This window comes from Mycobacterium sp. MUNTM1 (assembly GCF_054660795.1).
This window is the reverse complement of record NZ_BAAGDE010000026.1, coordinates 37,613-57,861: the sequence shown is the minus strand read 5'-3', so window position 1 is coordinate 57,861 and position 20,249 is coordinate 37,613. Positions and strand designations below refer to the sequence as shown.

The 20,249-nt window shown below is 67.7% G+C and carries 16 protein-coding genes; 13 read left to right on the top strand and 3 right to left on the bottom strand.

What is annotated here, in order from left to right; all coding sequences use genetic code 11:
* Positions 1 to 44 precede the first annotated feature (44 nt).
* On the bottom strand, positions 45 to 284 hold the full coding sequence (locus ACYQ8K_RS16290) for a hypothetical protein (RefSeq protein ID WP_459970491.1): 240 nt from the start codon (positions 282 to 284) through the stop codon (positions 45 to 47).
* A gap of 243 nt (positions 285 to 527) precedes the next feature.
* On the opposite strand from ACYQ8K_RS16290, the gene ACYQ8K_RS16285 reads away from it, so the two are divergent.
* Positions 528 to 1,151: a maleylpyruvate isomerase family mycothiol-dependent enzyme gene (locus ACYQ8K_RS16285; RefSeq protein WP_459970489.1), complete on the top strand. Its 624-nt coding sequence runs from the start codon at positions 528 to 530 to the stop codon at positions 1,149 to 1,151.
* 3 nt (positions 1,152 to 1,154) lie between these two features.
* On the opposite strand, the gene ACYQ8K_RS16280 is transcribed toward ACYQ8K_RS16285, so the two are convergent.
* The gene (locus tag ACYQ8K_RS16280) at positions 1,155 to 2,309 is read right to left on the bottom strand and encodes a BTAD domain-containing putative transcriptional regulator (protein ID WP_459970487.1); all 1,155 of its coding nucleotides are present in this window, start codon (positions 2,307 to 2,309) and stop codon (positions 1,155 to 1,157) included.
* 219 nt (positions 2,310 to 2,528) lie between these two features.
* Between ACYQ8K_RS16280 and ACYQ8K_RS16275 the strand changes: the two genes are divergently transcribed.
* From ACYQ8K_RS16275 to ACYQ8K_RS16220, 12 genes are all read left to right on the top strand, one after another.
* The gene (locus ACYQ8K_RS16275) at positions 2,529 to 5,855 is read left to right on the top strand and encodes an arabinosyltransferase domain-containing protein (protein ID WP_459970485.1); all 3,327 of its coding nucleotides are present in this window, start codon (positions 2,529 to 2,531) and stop codon (positions 5,853 to 5,855) included.
* Between the two features lie 53 nt (positions 5,856 to 5,908).
* Positions 5,909 to 9,148: an arabinosyltransferase domain-containing protein gene (locus ACYQ8K_RS16270; protein ID WP_459970534.1), complete on the top strand. Its 3,240-nt coding sequence runs from the start codon at positions 5,909 to 5,911 to the stop codon at positions 9,146 to 9,148.
* A 157-nt stretch (positions 9,149 to 9,305) separates the two neighbouring features.
* Positions 9,306 to 9,821 (top strand): hypothetical protein, encoded by a 516-nt coding sequence (locus ACYQ8K_RS16265; RefSeq protein WP_459970484.1) that lies wholly within the window; start codon positions 9,306 to 9,308, stop codon positions 9,819 to 9,821.
* A gap of 117 nt (positions 9,822 to 9,938) precedes the next feature.
* The gene (locus ACYQ8K_RS16260) at positions 9,939 to 10,379 is read left to right on the top strand and encodes an FHA domain-containing protein (RefSeq protein ID WP_459970482.1); all 441 of its coding nucleotides are present in this window, start codon (positions 9,939 to 9,941) and stop codon (positions 10,377 to 10,379) included.
* A 395-nt stretch (positions 10,380 to 10,774) separates the two neighbouring features.
* Positions 10,775 to 11,503 carry a TetR/AcrR family transcriptional regulator gene (locus ACYQ8K_RS16255; protein ID WP_459970480.1) on the top strand — a complete coding sequence of 243 codons (729 nt, stop codon included), beginning with the start codon at positions 10,775 to 10,777 and terminating at the stop codon, positions 11,501 to 11,503.
* Between the two features lie 206 nt (positions 11,504 to 11,709).
* The gene (locus ACYQ8K_RS16250; protein WP_459970532.1) at positions 11,710 to 12,432 is read left to right on the top strand and encodes a cutinase family protein; all 723 of its coding nucleotides are present in this window, start codon (positions 11,710 to 11,712) and stop codon (positions 12,430 to 12,432) included.
* Positions 12,433 to 12,536: 104 nt separating this feature from the next.
* Entirely contained in the window at positions 12,537 to 13,475 is a 939-nt protein-coding gene (locus tag ACYQ8K_RS16245; RefSeq protein WP_459970479.1) for an MEDS domain-containing protein, read from the top strand.
* A complete protein-coding gene (locus ACYQ8K_RS16240) occupies positions 13,468 to 14,211 on the top strand; it encodes a GAF and ANTAR domain-containing protein (protein WP_459970477.1) in 744 nt (247 codons plus the stop codon). Before ACYQ8K_RS16245 ends, ACYQ8K_RS16240 begins: the two co-directional genes overlap by 8 nt.
* A gap of 231 nt (positions 14,212 to 14,442) precedes the next feature.
* Positions 14,443 to 15,063 (top strand): hypothetical protein, encoded by a 621-nt coding sequence (locus tag ACYQ8K_RS16235; protein ID WP_459970475.1) that lies wholly within the window; start codon positions 14,443 to 14,445, stop codon positions 15,061 to 15,063.
* A gap of 82 nt (positions 15,064 to 15,145) precedes the next feature.
* Positions 15,146 to 16,921, top strand: a complete 1,776-nt coding sequence (locus ACYQ8K_RS16230; protein WP_459970473.1) for an acyl-CoA dehydrogenase family protein — start codon at positions 15,146 to 15,148, stop codon at positions 16,919 to 16,921.
* Positions 16,922 to 16,933: 12 nt separating this feature from the next.
* Positions 16,934 to 17,764: a helix-turn-helix domain-containing protein gene (locus ACYQ8K_RS16225; RefSeq protein ID WP_459970471.1), complete on the top strand. Its 831-nt coding sequence runs from the start codon at positions 16,934 to 16,936 to the stop codon at positions 17,762 to 17,764.
* Positions 17,765 to 17,823: 59 nt separating this feature from the next.
* Positions 17,824 to 18,645 carry an SAM-dependent methyltransferase gene (locus tag ACYQ8K_RS16220; RefSeq protein WP_459970470.1) on the top strand — a complete coding sequence of 274 codons (822 nt, stop codon included), beginning with the start codon at positions 17,824 to 17,826 and terminating at the stop codon, positions 18,643 to 18,645.
* A gap of 26 nt (positions 18,646 to 18,671) precedes the next feature.
* Here ACYQ8K_RS16220 and ACYQ8K_RS16215 read toward each other — a convergent pair whose 3' ends face one another.
* Complete coding sequence (locus tag ACYQ8K_RS16215; RefSeq protein WP_459970530.1) at positions 18,672 to 20,246, bottom strand: acyl-CoA carboxylase subunit beta; 1,575 nt, start codon at positions 20,244 to 20,246, stop codon at positions 18,672 to 18,674.
* Positions 20,247 to 20,249 lie beyond the last annotated feature (3 nt).

Below are 20,249 nucleotides of genomic sequence, written 5' to 3'. Positions count from 1 at the left end.
CCTACGGGAAGCGGGGCAGACTGCCAGGCGAGATCGAGGTCAGATCATGGCAGGGCGGCGTTGACCGGGTGCGTCAGCGTCCAGCCCGGGTTCAGGAAGTTGGCGGCGTAGTGGCGCACCGGGTGCAGGTGCCCGCTGTGCGGAACGTAGGGGCTTGCAGAGGCGACGGCCGGCATCAGCGACCCGGCGATCGACAAACCGATGGCGCCCAGCCCGACACCCGCGGCGACGCGGAGCTTGGAGACCTTCTTGGCCTTGGTGGCGCCGGCGATGTTGTCCTTCATGGTGATGATTCCTATCTGCCGTACTTTGCGTGTTTGCGTACTTTTCCTGGGACCGATCTTGCGGACCGGCACCACCAGGTTGCGACAGACGGCTTGCCAGATGGTTCAGAGATTCTTGCGGAATTCTTGCGTCCCCCGGTTGACCTGCGCCGCAACCCTTGAGGCTCGAAATCGATGGGTCTAGATTTACGGTTCGTGGCCGCTGCAGCCGGGGGCGGCCCGGACCGTTGATGGTGACCCGCGATGACTTCCGATCTGATGGGCATGGCCAGTGCCGAGCGCGCCGACCTCGCGGAATTCCTCGCCACGTTGACGCCGCAGGACTGGGAGGCGCCGACGCTGTGCACCCGCTGGAACGTCAAAGACGTTGTCGCGCATGTGATCAGCTATGACGATCTGGGCGCGCTGGGACTGCTCAGACGGTTCGCCAAAGGCTGGATCGTGCGGGCCAACCAGGTGGGCGTCGACGAATTCGCGGCCCTCACGCCGCAACAGCTGCTGGACTTCCTGCGCAGTCATCTCCAACCACGCGGTCTGCCAGCGGGTTTCGGCGGAATGATCGCCCTCGTCGACGGCACCGTCCACCACCAGGACATCCGCCGCGCGCTGGGGCGGCCGCGCGCGGTGCCACCCGATCGACTCGAGCGGATTCTTCCCCTGGTGCCCGGCAACCCTCGGCTCGGTGCGGGACGCCGGATCAGGGGCCTGAGACTGCGTGCCACCGATGTCTCGTGGACACACGGCGACGGGCCCGAGGTGACCGGCCCCGGCGAGGCACTCCTGCTGGCGATGACCGGTCGTCCGGCCGCCCTGGCCGACCTCGAGGGCCCCGGGCTGGCCACGCTGGCGGACCGGGTCCGCGGATAGCGTTCAGGCCGGGCGGATTTCGAAGACGAACTCCGAGTTGCCGATGCGGATGTGATCGCCGTCCTCCAGGGTGGTGCTGCGCCGCACGCGCCGGCCCCGCACCTGCACGCCGTTGGTGGACTTCATGTCGGTGATCAGGAAATCCGTTCCGGTGTCGATGATCACGGCATGGTGGCGGCTGACCTCGGTGTCGTCCAGCACAATCTCGTTGTCGTCCAGCCGTCCGATGCGGGTGGTCACGCCGTTGAGCGGATAGTGCCGGCCGGCCTTGTCACGCAACCGGGCGACGACGCGATCGTCGACCAGCGCCCCCGTCAACTCCGACCGCACGGCGCTCTGCTTGTGGGTGGCCATCACGGCCCGCCTGCCACCCCGCTTGGGTTGGTCGGGGCCCAGCGGCTCCTGGCGCAGGATGCGCTGTTGCAGCGCGTTCACCGTCGGGCCGGGATCGATGCCCAGCCCGTCGGCCAACGCCGTCTTCAAGCGCCGATACGCGCCGAGCGCATCCGACTGCCGCTCGGTGACGTAGTAGGCGGTGATCAGCTGCGCCCACAGCGGTTCGCGATAAGGATGCCGCGCGACAAGCGCTTCCAGCTCACCGATGACGCCATCGGCGCGCCCACAGGCGATCTCGGCTTCGGCGCGTGCGGTGTAGCTTGCCACCCGTTCCTCGAGCAGCATGCTGGCGAACGCGTCGACGAAGGCGAAATTGTGCAGGTCGTCGAGCACCGGCCCGCGCCACTCGCCCAGCGCCGCCGACAGGTGGCTGCTGGCTTCCTCGAAGCGGCCCAGGCTGGCGGCCTGGACACCCGCGGCCTTGTGGGCGCGGAAGCGTCCCAGATCGCAATCGGCGTCGGCGACGTTGAGCTGATAGCCCGGCGGGGCGCTGGCCAACACCCCGTTCGGGTTGGCCACCGCGCCGCGCAGCAGCCGGCGCAGCGTGGAGATGTAGGACTGGATGCTGGTGCGCGCCGCCGGTACCGGGGCCTCGCCCCACACGGCGTCGATCAACGCGTCGACGGACACCGGCCGGTTGCGGTGGACCAGGAGCATCGCGAGCACCGCCCGCTGTTTCGGGGCGCCCAGCGACAACGGCGTGCCGTTGGCCGTCATCGACAACGGTCCCAGGACGCCAAATCCCAGACCTGCGTTCGTCACGCGCTGTCAGCCTCCCGGGGTGTTCGGCGGCCGCACTCGAGGCCTCAGCCCCCCATTTTGAACGCATAGACGCAACGAATGCTGAATCGGCAGGCAGGTTTTGCTGTGATTCGCGCCCGGCCCTCCGGCGTGTGCGGTACGCCCTGGCCGACGATCACGCGGGGCGGCGCGGCCACGCGTCCTCATCGGACAAAGCCGCGTCGCTTACGATCGAGCCTCGTGCCCCACGACGGTAAAGAGCGATCGCAGCTGATCCCCCGGTCGGTGGCCGCCATCGCGGGCATCGTGGGCCTGCTGCTGTGCCTATCCGTCCCGCTGCTTCCGGTCAAACAGACCACCGCAACGGTGCTCTGGCCGCAGGGCAATACCGACGGGCACGTCAGCCAGATCACCGCGCCCCTGGTCTCGGGGGCACCCCGCGCGCTGGACATCTCCATTCCCTGCCCGGACATCGCCACCCTGCCCGCGGGCGGCGGCCTGGTGGTCTCGACCTTGCCGCCCGGCGGCATGGACGCCGGGAAGAACGGGCTGTTCGTGCGGGCCAGCACCGACGTGGTTGTGGTCGCGTTCCGCGACACCGTGGCCGCGGTCGCACAACGCTCGGCCGTGGCCGCCGGGGCCTGCAGCGTGCTGCACGTCTGGGCCAACGCCGGCGCGACCGGTGCCGACTTCGTCGGCATCCCCGGCGCCACCGGGGTGCTGTCACCCGAGAAGAAACCCCAGGTCGGCGGCATCTTCACCGACATGAAGGTGCCCCCGGGGCCGGGGCTTTCGGCCCGCATCGACATCGACACCCGGTTCATCACCGCGCCCACCGCCATCAAGGAAGTCGTGATGGTCCTGGGCGCCCTGGCGGTGCTGATGGCCATCGTCGCGCTCGCGGTGCTGGACCGTCGCAGCCGGGGCGGCAGCTTGATACTGAACTGGCGCTCCCCGATCGCCTGGCTCTCCCGGTACCGGCCCGGCACGCACCTGGCCAACTGGCGCCGGGTGGGAATCGCGACGTGGATCGCCGACGCCGGCGTGATCGCGACCCTGCTGCTGTGGCACGTCATCGGCGCGACCTCGTCGGATGACGGCTACAACCTGACCATCGCGCGCGTGGCCCCCGGCGCCGGCTACATCGCCGACTATTACCGCTACTTCGGCGCCACCGACGCGCCCTTCGACTGGTATCTCGGGGTCCTGGCGAAGATGGCCTCGGTGAGCACGGCCAGCGTGTGGATGCGGCTGCCCGCCACGGTGGCCGCGATCGCCTGCTGGCTGATCATCAGCCATTGGGTGCTGCGCCGGCTCGGACCGGGCCGCGGCGGCCTGGCGGCCAACCGGGTCGCGGTCTTCACCGCGGGTGCGGTGTTCGTGGCGGCGTGGCTGCCGTTCAACAACGGCCTGCGACCCGAACCGCTGATCGCCCTCGGCGTGCTGGTCACCTGGATGCTGGTGGAACGTGCGATCGCGCTGCGGCGGTTGGCGCCCGCGGCGGTGGCCATCGTCGTGGCGCTGCTGAGCGCGACGCTGGCGCCGCAGGGCCTGATCGCCGTCGCCGCGCTGCTGACCGGGGCGCGCGCCGTCGCCCAGACGATCCGGCGCCGCCGGGCGACCGACGGATTGTTGGCGCCGCTGGCGGTGCTGGCGGCCTCGGCGTCACTCATCCTCGTGGTGGTGTTCCGCAGCCAGACGCTGGCCACGGTCGCCGAATCGGCCCGCATCAAATACAAGGTCGGCCCGACCATCGCCTGGTACCAGGATTGGCTGCGCTACTACTTCCTCACGGTGGAATCCAACCCCGACGGGTCGATGGCCCGGCGATTCGCGGTGCTGGTGCTGCTGCTGTGCATGTTCGGGATGCTGGTCACCCTGCTGCGCCGCGGCCGGATCCCTGGCGTGGCCAGCGGCCCGGCCTGGCGGTTGATCGGCACCACCGCTTTCGGCCTGTTGCTGTTGACGTTCACCCCAACCAAGTGGGCGATCCAGTTCGGTGCGTTCGCCGGGCTGGCCGGGGCGCTGGGTGCGGTGACCGCCTTCGCCCTGTCGCGGATCGGCCTGCACAACCGCCGCAACCTGACGCTGTACGTCACGGCGCTGTTGTTCGTGCTGGCCGTGGCAACCTCGGGCATCAACGGCTGGTTCTACGTCGGCAACTACGGGGTGCCGTGGTACGACATCCAGCCGGTCGTCGCCAGCCACCCGGTGACGTCGATGTTTTTGGCGCTGTCCATCGCGACCGGCCTGCTGGCCGCCTGGCAGCACTTCCGGATGGACTACGCCGGGCACACCGAGGTCAAGGACAACCGGCGCAACCGGGTGCTGGCGTCAACGCCGCTGCTGGTGGTCGCGACCATCATGGTCGTCGGCGAAGTCGCCTCGCTGACCAAGGGCGCGGTGTTCCGCTACCCGCTCTACACCACCGGCAAGGCCAACCTCGCCGCGATCACCTCGGGGCTGTCGAAGACCAGCTGCGCGATGGCCGACGACGTGCTGGTCGAGCCCGACCCCAATGCGGGCATGCTGCAGCCGGCGCCCGGGCAGACGTTCGGGCCGGACGGCCCGCTGGGTGGTGTCAACCCGGTCGGCTTCAAACCCGACGGCGTGGGCGACGACCTGAGGTCGTACCCGGTGGTGACCAAGCCGGGCGTGGTGAATTCCACCGGGTCGCCCAACAAACCCAATGCCACCATGACCGACTCCGCGGGCACGGCCGGCGGGCGAGGCCCGGTCGGGGTCAACGGGTCGCATGCCGCGCTGCCGTTCGGGCTGGACCCCGCCCGCACCCCGGTGATGGGCAGCTACGGCGAGAATTCGCTGGCCGCCACCGCGACCTCGGCGTGGTACCAGCTGCCGCCGCGTAGCCCGGACCGGCCGATCGTCGTGGTGACGGCGGCCGGTGCCATCTGGTCGTACAAAGAGGACGGCACCTTCACCTATGGGCAGCAGCTGAAACTGCAGTGGGGTGTCGCCCGTCCCGACGGCACCACCCTGCCGCTGGCAGAGGTGTATCCGATCGACATCGGGCCGGAGCCGGCGTGGCGCAACCTGCGGTTCCCGCTGACCTGGGCGCCACCGGAGGCGAACGTGGCCCGCATCGTCGCCTACGACCCGAACCTGAGCTCGGATCAGTGGTTCGCGGTCACGCCGCCGCGGGTGCCGGTGCTGCAGACCCTGCAGCAGTTGATGGGATCGCACACGCCCGTGCTGATGGACATCGCCACGGCGGCGAACTTCCCGTGCCAGCGTCCGTTCTCCGAACACCTTGGCGTTGCGGAACTTCCGCAGTACCGCATCCTGCCCGACCACAAGCAGACGGCGGCGTCGTCGAACGGGTGGGAGGCCAGCGAGGACGGGGGCCCGTTCCTGTTCACTCAGGCGATGCTTCGTACCTCGACGATCGCGACGTACCTGCGTGGCGACTGGCATCGGGACTGGGGATCGGTGGAGCAGTACTTCCGGTTGGTGCCGGCTGATCAGGCGCCGGACGCCACAATCGAACAGGGTGTGATGACAGTGCACGGCTGGAGCCGGCAGGGACCGATTCGGGCACTGCCATGAGCGATCGCAAGGGCGGCGAAGCCGGGCGCAGCGGGTCGCGAACCGACCAGCAAATGAGCGTCAAGACCCTCGACAACCGCGCGGGCAAAACGGCACCCCGCCAAGACGTGCGCGTGACGCGGTGGGTCGCGACGATCGCCGGGCTGATCGGTTTCATCCTGTCGATCGCGACGCCGCTGCTGCCCGTCGTGCAGACCACCGCGACGCTGAACTGGCCGCAGAACGGCCAGCTGAACAGCGTTACCGCACCGCTGATTTCGCTCACCCCGGTCGACGTGAAGGTAACCGTGCCGTGCTCGGTGGTGCGCGGCCTGCCACCGGAGGGCGGGGTCGTGCTCAGCACGGCGCCCAAGAAGGGCAAGGACGCCGCGCTCAACGCGTTGTTCGTGGTGGGCAACGGCAAGCGCGTCGACGTCACCGACCGCAACGTGGTGATCGCCAGCGCGGCCCGCGACCAGGTGGAGTCCCCACAGTGTCAGCGCATCGAAATCACCTCGACGAAGGCGGGCGCTTTCGCCACGTTCGTCGGGCTGACCGATCCGGCGGGCAAGCCGCTCGGCGGCGGCTTCCCCGACCCGAACCTGCGGCCGCAGATCGTCGGGGTGTTCACCGACCTGAGCGGCCCGGCCCCGGCGGGTCTGCAGCTCTCGGCGACCATCGACACCCGATTCTCCACCACCCCAACGACTTTGAAACTGGCCGCGATGGTGCTGGCCATCGTGTCCACCATCGTCGCGCTGATCGCCTTGTGGCGCCTCGACCAGCTGGACGGTCACCGGATGCGCCGGCTCATTCCGGCGAACTGGCGCACGTTCACCCTGGCCGACGTCACGGTGATCTCCGGCTTCGTGCTGTGGCATGTGATCGGGGCGAACTCGTCGGACGACGGCTACATCCTGGGCATGGCCCGCGTGGCCGACCGCGCCGGCTACATGTCGAACTACTTCCGCTGGTTCGGTAGCCCCGAGGACCCCTTCGGCTGGTACTACAACCTGCTGGCACTGATGACCCACGTCACCGACGCCAGCCTGTGGATGCGGTTGCCGGACTTGATCGCCGGCATCGTGTGCTGGCTGCTGCTCTCGCGGGAGGTGCTACCCCGGCTGGGGCCCGCCGTGGCCGCGAGCAAGGCGGCGAATTGGGCGGCGGGCATGGTGCTGTTGACGGCGTGGATGCCGTTCGACAACGGCCTGCGCCCCGAGCCGATCATCGCCGTCGGTTCGCTGATCACCTACGTGTTGATCGAGCGCTCCATGCGCTACAGCCGGCTGACGCCCGCCGCGCTGGCCGTCATCACCGCGGCCTTCACCCTCGGCGTTCAGCCCACCGGGTTGATCGCGGTGGCAGCGCTGGTCGCCGGTGGCCGTCCGATCCTGCGGATTCTGGTGAAACGCCATCGCCTGGTCGGCACCTGGCCGCTGGTGGCGCCGATGTTGGCCGCCGGCACGGTCATCCTGACCGTGGTGTTCGCCGATCAGACGCTGTCAACGGTGTTGGAAGCCACCAGGATTCGCACCTCGATCGGCCCCAGCCAGGCCTGGTACACCGAGAACCTGCGCTACTACTACCTGATCCTGCCCACCGTCGACGGCTCGCTGTCGCGCCGCTTCGGCTTCCTGATCGCCGCGCTGTGCCTCTTCACCGCGGTCTTCATCATGTTGCGGCGCAAGCGAATTCCCGGAGTTGCGCGCGGGCCGGCCTGGCGGCTGATGGGCGTCATCTTCGGCACCATGTTCTTCCTGATGTTCACCCCCACCAAGTGGGTGCACCACTTCGGGCTGTTCGCCGCGGTGGGAGCGGCGATGGCCGCGCTGACCACGGTGCTGGTGTCGCACGAGAGCTTGCGCTGGTCGCGTAACCGCATGGCCTTCCTGGCGGCGCTGCTGTTCGTGCTGGCGCTGTGTTTCGCCACCACCAACGGCTGGTGGTACGTGTCGAGCTTCGGTGTCCCGTTCAACAACGTGATGCCGAGGATCCACGGAATCAGCATCAGCACTGTCTTTTTCGCGCTGTTCGTGATCGTCGCGCTGTACGCGGCGTACCTGCACTTCGCGCCCAGGGACCGCGGCGAAGGGCGACTCGCACGGGCGCTGACCGCCGCGCCCATCCCCCTCGCGGCGGGCTTCATGGCGCTGGTGTTCATCGCCTCGATGGTGGCCGGCATCGTGCGCCAGTACCCCACCTACTCCAACGCCTGGGACAACCTGCGGGAGTTCAGCGGCGGCTGCGGGCTGGCCGACGACGTGCTCGTCGAGCCCGACAGCAATGCCGGCTTCATGGTGCCTTACCGAACAGGAGAGCCGGACAATTACGGCCCGCTGGGCCCGTTGGGCGGGGTCAGCCCGACGGGATTCACGCCCAACGGCGTACCGGACCGGACCCTGGCCGAGTCGATCAAGGAGACGGAGGTGCCGCAGCCCGGCACCGACTACGACTGGGATGCGCCGACCAAGCTGAAGGCCCCGGGCGTCAACGGCTCGACGGTCCCGCTGCCCTATGGCCTCGACCCCAGCCGGGTGCCGCTGGCCGGCAGCTACACCACCGGCGCGCAGCAGCAGAGCCGGCTCACCTCGGCGTGGTACCAGCTGCCGAAGCCCGACGACGGACACCCACTGGTCGTGGTGACCGCCGCGGGCACTATCGCCGGCAACAGCATCCTGCACGGCCACACGAGCGGGCAGACGGTGGAGCTGGAATTCGGCAGGCCCGGCCCCGGCGGCGCGGTGCAGCCGGCCGGCCGGCTGGTGCCCTACGACCTGTACGGCGAGCAGCCGAAGGTGTGGCGCAACCTGCGCTTCGCGCGTTCCCAGATGCCCGCCGACGCGGTCGCGGTGCGGGTGGTCGCCGAGGACCTGTCCCTGACGCCGGACGACTGGATCGCGCTGACCCCGCCGCGGGTGCCGGAGCTGCGTTCCCTGCAGGAGTACATCGGTTCGAAGCGGCCGGTGCTGATGGACTGGGCGGTCGGGCTGGCGTTCCCGTGCCAGCATCCGATGCTGCATTCCAACGGCGTCACCGAGATCCCGGAGTTCCGCATCACCCCGGACTACAACGCCAAGAAGCAGGACACCGACACCTGGCAGGACGGCGTCAACGGCGGCCTGCTGGGCATCACCGACCTGCTGCTGCGGGCCCACGTCATGTCGACGTACCTGTCCCATGACTGGGGCCGCGACTGGGGATCGCTGCGCAAGTTCGACACCATCGCCGACGCGACCCCGGCGCAGCTCGACCTGGGCACCGCCACCCGCACCGGTTGGTGGTCGCCCGGACCGATCCGCATCAAGCCGTAGCGCGCACGTGTGCAATTTGCGCCGTCATTATTCACCGGTGCAATAACGCGCTGAATTAACGGCGGAGTAATTACCGGTCAGGGGTTTAATTCCGCCATTTTCGGGTTAATACTTTTCCGCTGTGATCCATTTCACATGACAGAAAAGGATAGCCCCGATGCACGCGCTGACACGCCTGGGAACCCGCGTGGCCGCGGCCACGCTCTTGATCGCGCCCACCGCGAGTCTGGCCATCGGGCGGGCGGCCGCCGAGGGCGGCGGCACGACGGTCGTTTTCGACAACTACCTGCGGAGATGCGACTTCAGCAAGGTCAGCACCGCCCCCAAGGTGCCCAGCCCGATGCTCGGCACCGGTTCGGCCATCGTCCGGGCCAGCGGGTCTCGGGCCGTCGCCGAGGTCCATCTCGTCGATGGGCCCGAGCCCGGCATGCATTTCGACGTCGGCCTTATCGAAGAACCCCGACCGTCGTCGTCCACCTGCGGGCCGGGCGACCCGGGGACCGCCTTTACCGGCATGGATCTCGACGGCGCGGGAAACGGTACGGCCACGGTTGCCGACACCATTCGGCCGGGTACCACCGGTGTGTGGGTGATTATCGAGCGGGCGAATGCAAACTCGCAGAACCCGGCGGAGTTCTACACGTCGGAGTTCGTGGTGCCGGTCGGGTCGTAGCCGCCCGCACACCGCCTCTGGCAACGACCGCGAGAAACAGGGACTTCGGTCCCTATCTTGTCGCTCACGTCAACTGCTGCGATGGAGGTATCGACGAGACCTCGGTGAAAGGGAGCGGTGACGGCGTCATCCGGGGAGGCAAGCCAGCAACCGATCGCGCCGGACGAACCCACCGGCGACATCGGTTCGGTGCTGCGTGCCGACATCCGCGACGAGATAGACACATCGTCGGCCGTCGCCGAAGCCGCGGCGACGCTGGCCCGCGGCTCGGCCATGCTCGTGGTGAAGCGGGGTCCCAACGTCGGAGCGAAATTCGTGTTGAACGAACCGGTGATGAACGCCGGGCGCCACCCCGCCAGCGACATCTTTCTCGATGACATCACGGTCAGCCGCAGGCATGCCGAATTCCGTAGCGAGGGCGGCGAATTCCGCGTGATCGATCTCGGCAGCCTCAACGGTACCTATCTCAACCGCGGCGCCATCGACTCCGCGGTGCTGACGAACGGCGACGTGCTCCAGATCGGCAATTTCCGCCTGGTTTTCCTGACCGCGGTGTGACGGGCGATGCGAGCGCGCAGCAGTCGACCCGAGCCGACCTGATGGACGCACGCCGTTTGCGCTTCGGCAGTGCGAGTAAAACCGTTACTAATGTGTCGAAATAGACCGCTCGCCGGGCCCATGGCGGTGTACTTTTCGCCCAATTCGCTTGCGGCCCAGCATATTTGACGGCCAGCCGATGTACGGCACAGACTGGGCGGCCGCGATGGGACCGGTCGTGACGTTTGATCAATTGAGCCGCCACTGCCGCCGAGGCGCGACTGTTGTTGCTTGTCGGCGACTTTTCTTCCATGCCGCCACCGTGGGCGGCTGAATCGCTTAGCGTGGAGGCACCGGATACCAGCAGCCGAGGGTAGGAGACGACGCCGGTGAATGCCGAAGGACACGGCCGCGCTATGGGCGATCCACTCGACGTCGGACCGGCGCGCTCAGATGTGGGCGGCGACGGGCAGCGGGGGGCGCGGCTGACTCGGGACGCGATCCTGGATACCGCGATCGCGCTGATTGACCGTGACGGTCTACCGCAGCTGACGATGCGCCGCTTGGGGGCGGCCTGTGGGGTAGAGGCGATGTCGCTGTATCGCCATGTGCACAGTCGTGGTGATTTGTTGACCGGGATCGTCGATCACATTGTTGACCGGCTGCACGCCGATCAGTTGGCGGCACGGCGCCAGGAGGACGGCTGGCAAGACTATCTGCTGCGTCTGGCCCAGGGGGTGCGCCAGGTGGCCCTCGATCACCCCGAAGTGTTCCCGTTGTTGGCCACGCAGGCGCCCGAGGCGCCCTGGGTGCGTCCGCCGCTGCGCAGTCTGCGCTGGATGGAGAGCTTCCTCGACACGTTGCTCGCCTACGGTTTCAGCGACACCGCAGCGGTGGCCGCCTACCGCACCTACACCACGTTCTTGTTGGGTCAACTGCTGCTGGAAGTACATGCCCAAGGCGCCGAGCTGCACCCCGATCAAGCCCTCCTCGAAGAATCGGCGGCCTCGACGCAGAGGTTGGCGGGCTATCCGCATCTGCAGCGGCTCCAACCGATGCTGTCGCAAGACCACAGCACCGCGGAGTTCGAAGAAGATCTCGAAGCGCTCCTAGACCGCCTCGAACTGTTGCTGGCTCGCCGATAGCCGTTTCTGTGCTGCGGTTTACAACGTAAGCCCGCTGCGTTTACGCTGTAAGCGGCACCGTGCGGCGCTTGTGAGTGGCGGGCAGCGGTTCCGGTGTTCAGCGGCCAAAAAGTGTGCTGCCGTTTCCCGTTTCGCGTCGAAACAATCAGGGGGCTATCGCCGTGCGTGCACATCGAGTGGCCGGGTTCGTCAGTGTCGGGTTGGTGCTGGCGTGGGCGCTGCCGGTCAGCTGGATAAGTGCGGCGGTCGCCGCGGACTGTCCCGATGTGCAGGTGGTGTTCGCCCGCGGTACTGGGGAACCGCCGGGGGTCGGCCCGACCGGACAAGCCTTCGTCGACAATCTGCGCTCGCGGGTTGGAGCGGCATCGTTGGACGTGTATCCGGTCAACTACCCGGCCAGCGACCAGTGGGACACCGGTGTGGACGGGATCCGAGACGCCGGCGCTCATGTGGTCTCCACCGCGCGTGACTGTCCACGTACCAAAATGGTGCTCGGCGGCTACTCCCAGGGCGCCGCGGTGATGGGCTTCGTTACCTCTGCGGCAGTACCCGATGGGGTGGATCCGGCCACCGTGCCCAAACCGCTGGCCCCACAAGTGGCCGATCACGTCGCCGCGGTCGTGCTGTTCGGCATGCCCAACGTGCGGGCCATGAACTTCCTCGGTGAACCACCGGTGGTCATCGGCCCGACCTACGTGGCCAAGACTGTCAAGGTGTGCGTTGCCGAGGACCCGGTGTGCTCGGACGGGCTGAACTTCGCCGCCCACAACGCTTACGCCGATGACGGCAGCATGATCGACCAAGGGGCGGCGTTCGCCGCCGCCCATCTGGGGCAGAGCAACAGCCGCGCCCAGGCACCCAGCCCCGCAGGACCGCCCCCCGCGCCCGGCGAGTGGTCCCAACCCGCTGGCCCCCAGGGCACGGGCTAGGCACCGTGGTCGACGTCGACAGCGGCATCGGGGCCCCTGCGCGCGGCCTCCAAACACCGCGGTATGCCCTCGCCGCCGCCGAGCCCATCACGCAGGATCGTGTGATGAGCCAAACCCCCGCGGCGCTCACCTCGTCCGCTGGCCTGGTCCCATTCACGCACGTGGGTTGGGGATTCGGCCACCGCGAACAGTTTTGGGCCCAGGCCGCGCAGTACATTCTCGAAGGGCTTGGCCACAACCAGCGGATCGAATTCGTGGCCGACGGCAGCCGCGAGCAACTGCACGCCGAATTGGCCAACCTGCCTGGCTTGAGTGAGCGGATCCGGGTCAGCGGTATCGGGGTGACGCCGATAGCGCAGTTCTACGGTGTGCTCCCCGGTACGCAGGTGATGGACCCGGGGCTGGCCGTAGCGACCTGCGTCGCTGCTGTCGACAAGGCGACCGAGGACGGCTACTCCGGTCTTCGGGTGGTCGTGGATGCCACCGCGCTCGCGCGTGCGCATCGTCAGCGAGATGCGTTGGCGCGCTTCGAGTTCCTCGTCAGCCAACAGATGGCGGTGCTGCCGTTTTCGTCGCTGTGCGCCTATGACCGCGGCCAACTCGGCGACGCCGGCGCCGAGGAACTGATCTGCCTGCACCCCCAGGCCGGCCCGCAGCCGCCCCGTTTGCGCTTTCACCCCGTACCCGGGGGCTCGTTCGCGCTCAGTGGCGACATCGACGCCGCCAGTGACGCGCTGTATACCGCTACGCTGCACCGCATCTGGTCGCTGACCGACGATGACCCCGTGACCATCGACGCTTCGGACCTGGAATTCATCACGCACCGGCAGCTGTGCACCCTCGACGACTGCGCGCGCACCGACGGCCGACGCGTCATCGTGCGCACCCACCAACCGATCCCCGCTCGGCTCGCCGGCCTGCTCAACCTCAGCAACGTCGATGTGGCTGCACTGCCACAAGCCGATGCGAACACTGAACCCACCCCGCAACCACTCGAAAGACCACACCTGACGTTCTCCACAGCGCTTAACCAACATGCCTGACAACGGCGAAATCCAGGCCCAGCCAGGGCTATCACCGCAAGGCGTCGAGCCGGCGACGGTGTTTAGCGCCATTGCCGACATCGTTTACCAGGGCTCCACCGCCGAGGAAATCTACGCCGCGATTTGCGTGGCGGCCACCTTGATGGTGCCCGGTTGCGACCACGCCAGCGTGATGCTGCGCGGAAATGACATCGCTACGACGGTGGCGGCCACCGATGCCGTCGCCCGCACGGTCGACAAACTCGAGCAGTCCCTCAATGAGGGCCCCTGCCTGGATGCGATTGCCGCCGAAACCCCCCAAATCGATCCCGATCTCACCGTGGGCAGCCAGTGGCCCACGTTGGCGTCCCGCGTCATCACCGAAACACCGGTGCGCGGCATCATGGGCTTTCGACTGCTCGTCAGCCACCGCAAGGTCGGCGCCCTGAACTTGATGGCCGATCAACCCGACGGCTTTGACGCCACCTCCGTAGAGCGCGCGGTCCTGTTGGCCGCGTTCGCCGGCGTGGCCGCCAACGCGGTCGCCAATGGCGAGGACGCGGCCACTCTGCACCGCGGCCTGCTCAGCAACCGCGAAATCGGCAAAGCCATCGGCATGCTCATGACGCTCAATAACATTGCCGAAGAACAAGCCTTTGATCTGCTGCGACGCATCTCCCAAGAAACCCACGTCAAACTTGCCGACATCGCCGTACAGATCGTGCAGCGCCACAACCGGCCATCGACACAACCTTAGAACCATTGAAGCGTCGGGCTCCGTCGGGCGCGACGTGCAGCCTGTTCTTGAGCTGGTTGTGGTCGAACGCTTCTCGAGTGATGAGCCCTGTGGTGTCGGTTGCGTTATCTCTAAAGTGACTGCGACACAACATTTTTTGTTGCGCATCGACCGGATGCGCAATGTGTCGTAGTGTTGATTAGGCTGGCGGCCTGCCGGTGTGCTGCCCCGGAAGGAAAGGGGTGTGAGTTTATGTACGCGCGCTCCACCACCATCGAGGCGCGACCGTCGGCTATCGATACAGGCATCGCATTTGTTCGCACCACGGTCGTACCGGCACTCCAACACATGGATGGGTGTATCGGCCTGTCGCTGCTAGTCGACCGCAGGACAGGCAGATGCATAGCGACAAGCTCGTGGGAGACCGACAAAGCGATGCACGCGAGTGGCGAGCAGGTACTGCCGCTGCAACACCGGGCCGCCGAAGTATTCGGCGGCAGCGTGGCCGTCGACCGATGGGAAATAGCGTTCTTGCATCGTGATCACCGTGCCGATGCGGGTGCCTGCGTACGGGCGATCTGGTTTACGGCACAGCCCGCTCAGTTCGATCGAGTCATTCAGTTCTATCGAGAGTCGGGACTGCACGCTATGGAGGCGTTCAGTGGGTTCTGCAGCACCAGCCTGATGATCGACCGCGTGTCGTATCGCGGCGTGTCGTCATCGACATTTCAGAGCCTTGGCGCAATGCAGCGAAGCCGCGATCAGGCAGGGTCCCTCATGGGCGGGGAGCTTCACGACCTCGGCGCCGACCAGCATGACGTCGGCGAATTCGACTTAGCGATAGCGGGTTTGCGGGTACCCGAGGTCGTCTGAGCGGCAGCCGAAGCGACAATCGCCGGCGGCGCCCGCTGCGCGCTACTGCGTGACGATCGGCTCGGCGCGTAGCGTCTGACTCATGAGCGACTACGCCGTAGAGGCCGTGGACCGGCTGCCGTTTTCCACCGACGAGAAATCGCAGCGCTACGCGACGGAGAACTACCGCGGGGCGGTGGGGCTCAATTGGTACCTCACCGACCCCACGCTGCAGTTCACCATGGCCTACTACCTCGAGCCCGAGGAACTCAAGCTGGCCGAACGCCACCTGACGCGCATCGGTGAACTGATGGGCGGCCCGGTGGCGCAGTGGGCCGAGGAGACGGATCGCAATCCCCCGCGGCTGCGGCGCTACGACCGGTGGGGCCACGACATCAGCGAGGTGGTCATGCCGACCTCCTTCACCCAGTCCAAGCGGGCGGTCCTGGACGCCCAGCAGGCCCTGCGAACCGAGGCCCGCGAGGCGAAGATGAGCTCGTCGTTCACCATGTTCGCGTCGAATTACCTGCTCAACCAAGCCGATATCGGGATGGGTTGCGCGTTGGGCACCGGCGGCGGCATGGTCCAGTCGCTGGTGGCCGCCTACGCGCCGCCCGATGTGGCCGAACACGTGCTGGCCAAGTTCGCCTCCGGCGAGTGGGCCGGCGAGACGGCGCAGCTGCTGACCGAACGCACCGGCGGCTCGGATCTGGGCGCGCTGGAGACCACCGCGACCCGGCGCGGGGACGCGTGGGTGTTGAACGGCTTCAAGTGGTTCGCGTCCAACTGCGCCGGAGAGGCGTTCGTCGTCCTCGCGAAACCCGAAGGCGCACCGGACTCTTCGCGCGGCGTCGCCAACTTCCTGGTGCTGCGCACCCGCCGCGATGGCTCGCGCAACGGGGTGCGGGTCCGGCGGCTGAAGGACAAGCTGGGCACCCGCTCGGTGGCCTCGGGTGAGGTCGAATTCGTTGATGCCGAAGCCTTTTTGCTGTCCGGCGAACCCACCGACGCCGCCGCGGGGCCGTCGGACGGCAAGGGGCTGGGACGCATGATGGAGCTGACCAACGCCGCGCGCCTGGGCATCGCATTGTTCGCGCTCGGCAACGCGCGGCGCGCCCTGGTCGAATCGCTGTGCTATGCCCGGCAGCGCCGGGCGTTCGGCGGCGCGCTCATCGACAAGCCGCTGATGCGGCGCAAACTCGCGGAGCTGATCGTCGACGTCGAGGCCGCGCAGGCGCTGGTGTTCGACGGGACCGGCGCCACCAACCATCGTCAGCCCCGCAGCATGCGGCAACGGATCGCGGTGCCGGTCACCAAGCTCCGGGTGTGCCGGCTGGGGATCACCGCGGCCTCGGATGCGATCGAAATCCACGGCGGCAACGGCTATATCGAGACCTGGCCGGTGGCGCGGCTGCTGCGCGACGCTCAGGTGAACACCATCTGGGAAGGGCCGGACAACATTCTGTGTCTGGATGTGCGGCGCGGGATCGAGCAGACCCGCGCGCACGAGACGCTGCTGGCGCGGCTGCGCGATGCGGTGTCGGTTGCCGACGACGGCGAGGCCACCCGGCTGGTCGCCGGCCGGATCGAGGACCTCGACGCGGCGATCACCGCGTGGACCAAGCTCGACAGGCAGACGGCCGAGGCACGGCTGTTCCCGCTGGCCCAATTCATGGGTGACGTCTATGCCGGTGCGTTGCTCATCGAGCAGGCCGCCTGGGAGCGGGCCGCCCGCGGCGGTGAGCGCAAGGCGCTTGTCGCGGGACTCTACGCGCAGCGCTGCCTCGCCGATCGCGGGGCGCTGCGCGGGATCGACGCCGACTCCGACGAGGCGCTGGAGCGCTTCGACGAACTGCTCGACGGCGCGCTGAAGATATAGCCAAGGCGTGCAATGGCCAGTCACCGGTTATACCGACCCAGTCCCCAACTCGCCCAACACATCGAGTATTTCGGCTACTGGGCGGGCGCAAGCGCGACCGGCCCGCACACCAGCCGCGCGCTACCGCGAGGGGCGGTCACCGCGATCATCGACGTCAATGGCCGCACCGACCTCGGCTTCTACGCCTCCGACGGTCACACGCCGCTGACGGTCCCGTCCGCGTTCGTCGCCGGTGCGGGCGTGGCCTCCTACGTCATCCGGATCATGCCCGACCACAGCATCATGACCATCCATTTCCGACCCGCGGGTGCTTTGGCATTCCTCGGGCATCCGCTGGGCGACCTGGAGGATGCTCTCGTCGGACTGCAGGATCTGTGGGGTTCGAGCGCAGAGCGGCTACGCGAGCAACTCATCGCGGCGGGCTCGGCACAACGGCGGTTGGCGTTGCTGGAGGCGTTTCTGGTCCGGCGGATGCGCCCGGATGCCGTAGGTCCGCATCCGCGCCTGGCGTCGGTATTGCGGTCCGCGGATCTCGACCCATCCATGCGGGTCTCGAGAGCCCAGCTGCTGACCGGACTTTCGCGCAAAAGGTTCACCGCGCTGTTCCGTTCCGAAGTCGGACTGTCCCCAAAGGCCTATCTTCGGGTGCGCCGTTTGCAGGCGGCGCTGCGCGCGCTCAACACCCCGACGCGGGGTGCGACCATCGCCGCCGATCTCGGATATTTCGACCAGCCCCACTTCGTGCGCGAGTTCGGCTCGTTCACGGGTTTTTCGCCCACGCAGTACTCGCGGCGACGATCGTCGATGCCCGGCCACGTCCAGCTGGGCGCGATGCCGGACTGATTCGCGAACGGGGCCAAAATATCCAAGCCGTACCGCCGCGGGGCGCCGATGATGGCGTCATGGACAGGAACCTCATGGCAGTCGCGGACACCGGGCTGTTGGTCGCGGCGATCCGCGCCCACGAAACCGCCCGGGAAGACCGGCTTTTCGCTGACCCCTTCGCCGAACGGCTGGCGGGCGAGCGCGGACGCGAGTTGCTTGCCGCGGCCCTGGCCTCAACCGGCGAACGGTCCACCGTACAGATCATTGTGCGCACCCGACTCTGGGATGAGGCGCTGCTGCGAGCCGCACGGAAAGCCCGGCAGATCGTCATCCTTGCTGCAGGCATGGATGCCCGTGCCTACCGGCTGTCCTGGCCCGCCGGTACCGTCGTTTACGAACTGGATCAGCCGAAGGTGTTGTCGGCCAAAGCCAGTCTGCTTGCCGGTGAGCAGCCTCGGTGCCGGCGCGTCCCGGTGAGCGTCGACCTGACCGACGACTGGCCCGCCGCCATCGGCTCCGCCGGCCTGGATTCATCGGCGCCGTCGGTCTGGCTGATCGAAGGCCTCTTGCAATACCTGGACACGACCGCGGTGGATGCATTGTTCGATCGGGTCGACGCTCTGGCGGCGCCCGGCTCGATCCTGCTCTACGACGTCGTCGGCAAGACGCTCCTGGAATCGGCGGGCATGGCGCCGCTGCTCGAGTCGATGGCGCGCAGCGGCGCCCCGTGGCTCTTCGGCACCGACGAGCCGGGTCGGTTGGCGCAACGCCTTGGCTGGTCGGCAACGGTCACCGACGTCGCGGAACCGGGCAATCGGTACGGTCGCTGGTATGCGCCGGCGGCGCCGATGGACGAGGCGAATGTGCCTCGCGGCTATTTCGTCGAGGCCACCAAGTAGCACGACGTCGGTCGGGCGATCGCGGACTAGATCGGGATGAGCCCGTGCTTGCGCGCGGTGCGGAACCAGAGTTGCTTCTCCCGCAACAGTTTCAGCGACTTGCGCAGCAGCAGCCTGGTCTCGTGCGGGTCGATGACCGCGTCGATGAAGCCGCGCTCGGCGGCGGTCCACGGGATCGCCATGTTGAGGTTGTAGCCCTCGATGAAGTCCTTCTTGATCTGCTGTGCCTCGGGCGTGGTGGGGTCGGGGAACCGCTTCATCAGCAGCTGCGCGGCCCCCTCGGCACCGATCACCGCGATGCGCGCGGTCGGCCAGGCGAAGTTGAAGTCGGCGGTCAGCTGCCGCGACCCCATCACGGCGTAGGCGCCGCCGTAGGACTTGCGGACCGTGATGGTCACCTTCGGCACGTCGGCCTCGACGACCGAGTACAGGAACCGGCCGCCGCGCTTGATGATGCCGTTCTTCTCCTGCTCGGCGCCCGGCAGGAAGCCGGGAGTGTCCACGACGAACACCAGCGGGATGTTGAAGGCGTCGCAGAAGCGGATGAATCGCGCGGCCTTATCGGAGGCCTCGTTGTCGATCGAACCCGACAGATGCATGGGCTGGTTGGCGATCACGCCGACCGGATGCCCGTCGACACGGGCGTACCCGGTGATGATGGCCGGCCCGTGCTGGGCGGCGACGTCGAGGAAGTCGCCGTCGTCGAAGATCCGCAGCAGGATCTCGTGCATGTCGTAGGCCATGTTGTCCGAGTCCGGCACGATCGAGTCGAGCTCCAGATCGGTCGGCGTCGTCTCCGGCTCCAGACCGGGGTTGACGATCGGCGGCTCGCTGACGGCGCTCGACGGCAGGAACGACAGGAAGTCCCGCACGTACTGGAACGCCTCGGCCTCGGAATTCACCACCTGGTGGATGTTGCCGTTGCGGGCCTGCGCGTCGGAGCCACCGAGCTCGTCGAGCGTGACGTCTTCGCCGGTGACCTCCCGGATCACGTCCGGCCCGGTGACGAAGAAGTAGCCCTGGTCGCGCACCGACACCAGCAGGTCGTCCTGGATCGGCGAATACACCGCTCCCCCAGCGCATTTGCCGAAGATCAGGGAGATCTGCGGCACCAGCCCGCTCAAAGCCTCGTGGCGGCGGCCGAGCTCGGCGTACCACGCCAGCGAGGTGACGGCGTCCTGAATCCGCGCGCCGCCGGAGTCCTGGATGCCGACGATCGGGCAGCCGACCATCGCGCACCACTCCATCAGCCTGGCCACCTTGCGGCCGAACATCTCGCCCACCGTGCCCTGGAACACCGTCTGGTCGTGCGAGAACACCCCGACCGGCCGGCCGTCGATCATGGCGTGTCCGGTGACGCACCCGTCGCCGTAGAGCGCATTCGGGTCGTTCGGCGTCTTGGCCAGCGCACCGATCTCGAAGAAGGTGCCCGGGTCGACCAGCGCGTGGATGCGGGCGCGGGCGCTGGGGATGCCCTTCTTGTCGCGCTTGGCGACCGCCTTCTCACCGCCGGGCTCCTTGGCCAGTTCCAGGCGAGCGTAGAGCTCGGCCAGCTTCTCGGCGGTGGTGTGCTGGATGGGAGCTGCCCCCGAAGCTGGCACGGT

Coding starts and splice junctions, on each gene's coding strand:
- ACYQ8K_RS16230 (WP_459970473.1), top strand. CDS start 15,146: ATGAGCGACTACGCCGTAGAGGCCGTGGACCGGCTGCCGTTTTCCACC.
- ACYQ8K_RS16290 (WP_459970491.1), bottom strand. CDS start 284: ATGAAGGACAACATCGCCGGCGCCACCAAGGCCAAGAAGGTCTCCAAG.
- ACYQ8K_RS16265 (WP_459970484.1), top strand. CDS start 9,306: ATGCACGCGCTGACACGCCTGGGAACCCGCGTGGCCGCGGCCACGCTC.
- ACYQ8K_RS16220 (WP_459970470.1), top strand. CDS start 17,824: ATGGACAGGAACCTCATGGCAGTCGCGGACACCGGGCTGTTGGTCGCG.
- ACYQ8K_RS16255 (WP_459970480.1), top strand. CDS start 10,775: ATGGGCGATCCACTCGACGTCGGACCGGCGCGCTCAGATGTGGGCGGC.
- ACYQ8K_RS16225 (WP_459970471.1), top strand. CDS start 16,934: ATGGCCAGTCACCGGTTATACCGACCCAGTCCCCAACTCGCCCAACAC.
- ACYQ8K_RS16235 (WP_459970475.1), top strand. CDS start 14,443: ATGTACGCGCGCTCCACCACCATCGAGGCGCGACCGTCGGCTATCGAT.
- ACYQ8K_RS16285 (WP_459970489.1), top strand. CDS start 528: ATGACTTCCGATCTGATGGGCATGGCCAGTGCCGAGCGCGCCGACCTC.
- ACYQ8K_RS16240 (WP_459970477.1), top strand. CDS start 13,468: ATGCCTGACAACGGCGAAATCCAGGCCCAGCCAGGGCTATCACCGCAA.
- ACYQ8K_RS16245 (WP_459970479.1), top strand. CDS start 12,537: ATGAGCCAAACCCCCGCGGCGCTCACCTCGTCCGCTGGCCTGGTCCCA.
- ACYQ8K_RS16270 (WP_459970534.1), top strand. CDS start 5,909: ATGAGCGTCAAGACCCTCGACAACCGCGCGGGCAAAACGGCACCCCGC.